9 protein-coding genes and 1 tRNA gene are annotated in these 6410 nt (G+C 28.8%); all 10 read left to right on the forward strand.

What is annotated here, in order from left to right:
* Positions 1 to 19 precede the first annotated feature (19 nt).
* Positions 20 to 559, forward strand: coding sequence for a stage V sporulation protein T (gene spoVT / locus Q0W06_RS08440; RefSeq protein WP_297633799.1), 540 nt, complete (start codon positions 20 to 22; stop codon positions 557 to 559).
* Between the two features lie 81 nt (positions 560 to 640).
* Positions 641 to 2182 (forward strand): polysaccharide biosynthesis protein, encoded by a 1542-nt coding sequence (locus Q0W06_RS08445; RefSeq protein WP_297633801.1) that lies wholly within the window; start codon positions 641 to 643, stop codon positions 2180 to 2182.
* A 13-nt stretch (positions 2183 to 2195) separates the two neighbouring features.
* Positions 2196 to 3668 carry a nucleoside triphosphate pyrophosphohydrolase gene (mazG, locus tag Q0W06_RS08450; RefSeq protein WP_297633803.1) on the forward strand — a complete coding sequence of 491 codons (1473 nt, stop codon included), beginning with the start codon at positions 2196 to 2198 and terminating at the stop codon, positions 3666 to 3668.
* 210 nt (positions 3669 to 3878) lie between these two features.
* Positions 3879 to 4154: an HU family DNA-binding protein gene (locus tag Q0W06_RS08455; RefSeq protein ID WP_297633805.1), complete on the forward strand. Its 276-nt coding sequence runs from the start codon at positions 3879 to 3881 to the stop codon at positions 4152 to 4154.
* Positions 4155 to 4231: 77 nt separating this feature from the next.
* Positions 4232 to 4474, forward strand: a complete 243-nt coding sequence (locus Q0W06_RS08460; RefSeq protein WP_297633807.1) for an RNA-binding S4 domain-containing protein — start codon at positions 4232 to 4234, stop codon at positions 4472 to 4474.
* Between the two features lie 128 nt (positions 4475 to 4602).
* Positions 4603 to 4902: a sporulation protein YabP gene (gene yabP, locus Q0W06_RS08465; RefSeq protein ID WP_297633809.1), complete on the forward strand. Its 300-nt coding sequence runs from the start codon at positions 4603 to 4605 to the stop codon at positions 4900 to 4902.
* A complete protein-coding gene (gene yabQ / locus Q0W06_RS08470; RefSeq protein ID WP_297633811.1) occupies positions 4902 to 5291 on the forward strand; it encodes a spore cortex biosynthesis protein YabQ in 390 nt (129 codons plus the stop codon). Before yabP ends, yabQ begins: the two co-directional genes overlap by 1 nt.
* An 82-nt stretch (positions 5292 to 5373) precedes the next feature.
* Complete coding sequence (locus Q0W06_RS08475) at positions 5374 to 5664, forward strand: septum formation initiator family protein (protein WP_297633813.1); 291 nt, start codon at positions 5374 to 5376, stop codon at positions 5662 to 5664.
* A gap of 65 nt (positions 5665 to 5729) precedes the next feature.
* The gene (locus Q0W06_RS08480) at positions 5730 to 6140 is read left to right on the forward strand and encodes a S1 domain-containing RNA-binding protein (protein ID WP_297633815.1); all 411 of its coding nucleotides are present in this window, start codon (positions 5730 to 5732) and stop codon (positions 6138 to 6140) included.
* Between the two features lie 180 nt (positions 6141 to 6320).
* Positions 6321 to 6409: transfer RNA gene (locus Q0W06_RS08485), tRNA-Leu, on the forward strand.
* Position 6410 lies beyond the last annotated feature (1 nt).

The raw sequence follows: 6410 nt of genomic DNA on the forward strand, positions 1-6410 counted from the left end.
AGGAGGTTTAGGATAAATTATGAAAGCAACAGGAATAGTTAGAAGAATTGATGATTTGGGAAGAGTAGTTATCCCAAAAGAAATTAGAAGAACATTAAGAATAAGAGAAGGAGATCCGTTAGAGATTTTTACTGACAGAGAGGGTGGTGTAATATTAAAAAAATACTCACCTATTGGAGAACTAACAGATTTTTCCAAAGAATATGCAGAAAGTATTCAACAAGCAGTGGGGCATATAGTACTTATTGCTGATAAGGATGCATTTATTTCATCAGCAGGAACTACAAAAAAAGAATATGTTGATAGAAAGATTAGTGCTGAATTAGAAGATGTTATGGAAGGTAGAAAAGTTGTTAATTTAACAGGTGATAAATTAATTCCATTACATAATGATGAAACAGGAAAAGAAATGAAAGCACAAATTATAGCACCAATTATAGCAGAAGGTGATGCTATAGGGGCGGTAATTATTGCATCAAAAACAGAAAACAAATTAACAGATGTTGAATCAAAATTATCAGAAGCAGCAGCTTCATTCCTTGGAAAACAAATGGAATAATAATACATAATTAAAAAATAGTAATAATACCTCTAAACTTTAAATAAAAATAATAGGAAAGTAAAAGTTTGGAGGTATTTTATGAAGAAGCAATCCTTAATAAAAGGAAGTATAATTTTGGGAATTGCAGGAATAATAGCGAAGTTTTTAGGGCTGTTTTTTAGATGGCCATTGATAATGTTAATTGGAGACGAAGGAATGGGATTTTATCAGATGACATACCCATTACTGATGTTTTTTGTTGCCATGGCATCTGGAGTTCCAGTCGCTATATCAAAAATAGTATCTGAAAATAATGCTATTGGAGATGTTGAGGAAAGTTTCAAAGTTGTTAAATCAGCAGGTTATATAATGCTGCTGATGGGTATTGCTACAACTAGTATATTATTTATATTTGCAAAGCCAATAATCACACTTTTAAAGTGGGATATGAAGTCTTATTATTCATTAATTGCAATTTCATTTGCACCACTTGTAATTTCAACAATGACCATTTTTAGAGGCTTTTTTCAAGGGCTTCAAAATATGACTCCATCGGCAGTATCACAGGTTTTAGAACAGGTAGGGAGAATTGTATTTGGAGTAGGGGTAGCTGTGTTTTTATTGCCAATGGGAATTGAATATGCAGCAGGAGGAGCAGCCATAGGAGCTACAGCAGGAGGATTACTTGCAGGATGTTATCTCTATATAAAATATAGAAAAGTAAAGAAAGAATTTCGTATTAAAAAAATTAGGACAAACCATGGTATTACAGATAAAATATTGAGAATAGCGATGCCTATTTCGCTTGCAATGATGGTAGGAACTGTAATGAGTTTGATAGATTCGATACTTATTCCACAGAAGCTTATAGAAGCAGGATTTACAGGGCAAGAGGCAACTATTTTATATGCGCAATTAACAGGAAAAGCCATGGTTATAGTAAATATTCCAATGACTTTATCGGTAGCTTTATGTGCATCATTAGTTCCAATTATTGCAGAAAATTATGTTTTAAGAAGAGAAAGAGAAGTTAATAATAGAGTAGAAATGGCCCTGAAAATATCTAGTGTTGTATCTATACCATGTATGGTGGGAATATTTATATTGGCAGAGCCTATAATGAAATTGATTTTTAGAGGGAAATTTGAAGGTGTAGAAATTTTAAGATATATTTCAATATCATTGCCATTTCTTATAATTTCTCAAACTATTAATTCAATTTTGCAGGGGGTAGGAAAATATTTAACTCCAATATTGATTTTGGCAGGTGGATGTTTAGTTAAGGTTTTATTAACTTTGAACTTGGTGCCAAATCCAAAATTTAATATTTATGGCTCAATTATTGCAACTGTTACAGCATACTTTATAATGGCCATAATAGATTTAATAATACTTAGGAAAGTTTTAAAAATAAAAATAAGCATTCATAATAATTTTTTTAAACCACTTTATGCGGCGATTGTTATGGGTGGAGTTGTATTTGGGTCATATAAATTTTTATTTTTAATTTTAGGAAATAGTAGTATATCTTGCTTAATATCAATATTTTTAGGTATTATAATATATATAACTTTAATTATGCTAATGAAAGTATTTAAAGTTGAGGATATAATGGATAGAATTCCTAAATTTAAACGATAGAAGGAGAAACTCTATGATTAAAATAATTGGATTAGGACCAGGAGCTAAAGAGGCTTTAACTGTAGGAGCTTTAATGCTTTTAGAAACTAGTGAAAATATATTTTTTAGAACAGAAATACACCCAACAGTAGACTTTATAAAAGAAAAAAATATAAGATTTGAAACTTATGATGAGTATTATAATAAATATGATAGTTTTGATGATGTATATATGAATATTGCATTAGATTTAATAGGAAAGCAAAAAGAAAATTTAAATAAAGATTTTGTGTATGCAGTTCCAGGACATCCACTAGTTGCAGAAAAATCAGTAGCTAATATTATGAAACTTTGTGTAGAAAATAATATACAATATGAGATATTACCAGCAGTTAGTTTTATAGATGCAATGATGGATAGATTAGAAATTGATCCTATAGAAGGGTTAAAGGTGATAGATGCCTTTGATATACAAGATCAAATACTAGATAAAAGAATTGGAACTATAATAACACAAGTATATAATCCTTTTATAGCATCAGAAGTAAAGTTAAAATTATTAGAATGCTATAATGACGAAACAGAAATAATATACGTAAGAGCAGCAGGTGTAAAAGATGTTGAAAGTATAAGAAAAATACCTCTTTACGAGTTAGATATGCAAGAGGATATAGATTATTTAACGTCTATTTATATACCTAGAGATATAAACAATAAAAAAGATATTTATGATTTAATTCAAATAGTTGATGTGTTAAGAAGCGAAGATGGATGCCCATGGGATGCAGAACAAACTCATAAAAGTCTTAGAAATGCAATAATTGAAGAAAGCTATGAAGTAGCAGATGCTATAGATAAAGAAGATGATAATGCATTGATAGAAGAACTAGGAGATGTATTATTACATGTAATATTCCATGCAGCTATAGGTAAAGAGGAATGCTATTTTGAGTTGAATGATATTGTAGATTCAATATGCAATAAAATGATATTTAGACATCCACATGTTTTTAAGGGTGAAAGTGTAGAAAATTCAGAAGAAGTAGTAGAAAATTGGGATGAATTAAAGAAAGAAGAAAAAGGATTTGAAACAACAACGGAAGAGGCATTAGCTGTAGCAAATGCACTACCAGCACTTATAAGAGCAGATAAAATTCAAAAGAAAATTGCTAAAGCGGGATTTGATTGGAAAGAAGATAGTGTTGAGGAAGCAGCAAAAAAAGTTTCAGAAGAATTAAAAGAAGTGCTAGATGTATATAAAAGCGGAGAAGTGGATAGAATAAAAGAAGAAGTAGGAGATTTATTTTTTGCATGTGTTAATGTAAGTAGATTTTTAAATATAGATGAGGAAGAAGCATTAAATTTAGCATCTGCTAAGTTTATTAAAAGATTTAGTCATATTGAGAATCTTTGCATTGAAAAAAATAAAAATATGCAGACTATGACACTACAAGAACTGGATGAACTATGGAATGAAGCAAAAAAATTAGAAAATAGCTTTAAATAAAAGGATAATAAAATCTTATGGAGAATATAATACTTTATTGAAACTATACTACAAAATTAGTAATATTACTTAATTTTTTTGCAAAAGTATTGAATAATTTATTCAATCGGTGTAGACTAGTTTAAAAAGTAATAATATAATAATATGAGTGTATAGTATTTTCAATACTTGAGATACTATAACAATTTGTCATTTAAGGAGGATGTAATTGTGAATAAAGCAGAATTAATCACTAGCATGGCTGAAAAGTCTAAATTAACTAAAAAAGATGCTGAATTAGCATTAAAAGCATTCATAGAAAGCGTTGAAGAAGCATTAGAAAATGGTGATAGAGTTCAATTAGTTGGATTCGGAACTTTCGAAACTAGAGAAAGAGCAGCTAGAGAAGGAAGAAACCCAAGAACTAAAGAAACTATCAAGATCGCTGCATCAACTGTTCCAGTATTTAAAGCTGGTAAAGAGTTTAAAGAAAAAGTAAATAAGTAATTATTTTTAATATAATACTTAAAATTTAAAGCCCGAGGTAACTCGGGTTTTTTTGATACAAAAAAGGAGGAATAGATATGAGATTAGATAAATATTTAAAAGTTTCAAGAATAATAAAAAGAAGAACAGTAGCAAAAGAAGCTTGTGAAGGTGAAAGAGTAACTATCAATGGGAAGCTTGCAAAATCTTCAACTACTGTTAACGAGGGCGATATTATAGAAATTGCTTTTGCAAATAGAAGCTTAAAAGCAGAAATAATCAATATTACAGAGCATGTAAGAAAAGAAGATGCAAAAGAAATGTACAAAATAATAGAATAAAAATAAATTAATCGGTAAATAATTTTAAATGCCTATGATTTAGAAAGACAAAATCTATAAAAAAAGAATATAGTAAAATAATTTGTCATATATTCATAAAGAGAATAACTCGAAAGGGAGAGAATATTATGAATAAGACAATGAAAACAAATGTCTTTCAAAGCAGTATAGGATTAGAAAATAGAAAAAAAATATCATTGACTGGTGTAAATGAAGTCTTAAGCTTTAATGATGAAAAAATAATATTAAATACGGTATTAGGTAAATTAAACATAAAGGGACAGAACTTAAAAATGAATAAGCTAGATGTTCAAAATGGAGATGTAGTTATAGAGGGATATGTTATAAGCTTAATATATGGGAATAAAAAAAACAAAGCACCTAGGAAAAAGTTAATTAACTTTATTCGCAGAAAGAAGGTACAGTAATGCCATTAACTACCCAGGCACAGATAAATATAGTTTTTTATAGCATTGTGGCTGGGGGGCTGTTAGGAATGCTCTTTGATGTCTATAGGATAATTAGAGGGAAGGATGTCAATAAAGTTATAGAAGTTATTGAGGATGTACTATTTTGGATTTTAAGTGCAATAACAATATTTGTATTTTTACTATATAATAATTTTGCATTTATGGGACCGTATGTATATTTATTTATTGGATCAGGATTAATAATATATTTGAAATTATTAAGTAAATTCATTTATAAAATGGAATGTCTTATTTTAAATGGACTATCTAAAGGGATGAGGATATTATGTAAGAGAGTTTCGTATCCTATTAGATTAATTTATTCAAAAACTAATCATAAAGAATAATTATGTAAAAAAAGGCTTGAATAAACCCATTTTAATGTTTAAAATGGAAATATGAGAATTTTAAAATGGGGTACTATATTACATGAAAAAGGGAATAAAGGGTAAAAGATTAGTATTTTTGATAGTAATAGTTTTTTTTGCTTTTAATTTTATAAAGCAAGGATTTGTTTTGAAAGAAATACAAAAAGATGTTGTATCAAAACAAAAGGAACTTCAAGAAATAAAAAAACAAAACAAAGTACTTGAAGAAAAAATAAAAATTGCAGATACAGATGAATATATTGAGACCTTAGCTCGAGAAAGACTTGACATGGTTAAACCAGGTGAAGAAATAATAAAAGACAAAAAAGGTGACTCAAATTCAAAGAATTAGGTTATTATTAATTAATAGCATATTATTTATATATTTATTTAAAATTAAGGAGGAATCTTTTAAAGATGAGCTTAGCGGCAGGAAACATATTAGAAGGTAAAGTGGTAAACATCACAAATTTCGGAGCTTTCGTTGAAATCGAAGGCGGTAAAACTGGGTTAGTCCATATTTCAGAAGTTGCGGATTCTTTTGTAAAAGACATTAAAGAACATTTAAAAGAAGGAGATAAGGTAAAAGTTAAAGTTATCTCTATAGAAGAAAGTGGGAAAATAAGTCTTTCGATAAAGCAAGGAACACCAAAACCAAAAAAATCAGTTAAACCTATGGATTTAGACTGGAGTGTTGGAGAAAAGAAAAAACCAACAGGAAATTTTGAAGACAAAATTTCTAAATTCCTAAAAGATAGTGAAGAAAGAATGGTTGATGTTAAAAAACATCAAGAATTCAGAGGAAAAAATAGCAAGAAAAATTGTTAATTTTCTAGAAGTGTAAAATAAATTTATATAAATCTATAAGTAAAAAGCTCCTAATTGGTATGATTAGGAGCTTTTAACTTAAATAGATAAAAAAAGATAAAAAAATTCAAAAAAGCGTTGACATAAAGAAATACATAATATATAATAAATCTTGTCGTCAGGGACAAAACAGAAATTCAAGCCGAAGTGGCGGAACTGGCAGACGCACAGGACTTAAAATCCTGCGGTGGTTAAACACCGTACCGGTTCGATTCCGGTCTTCGGCACCAA

This window comes from uncultured Clostridium sp., from assembly GCF_947072515.1.
GTDB lineage: Bacteria > Bacillota > Clostridia > Clostridiales > Clostridiaceae > Clostridium.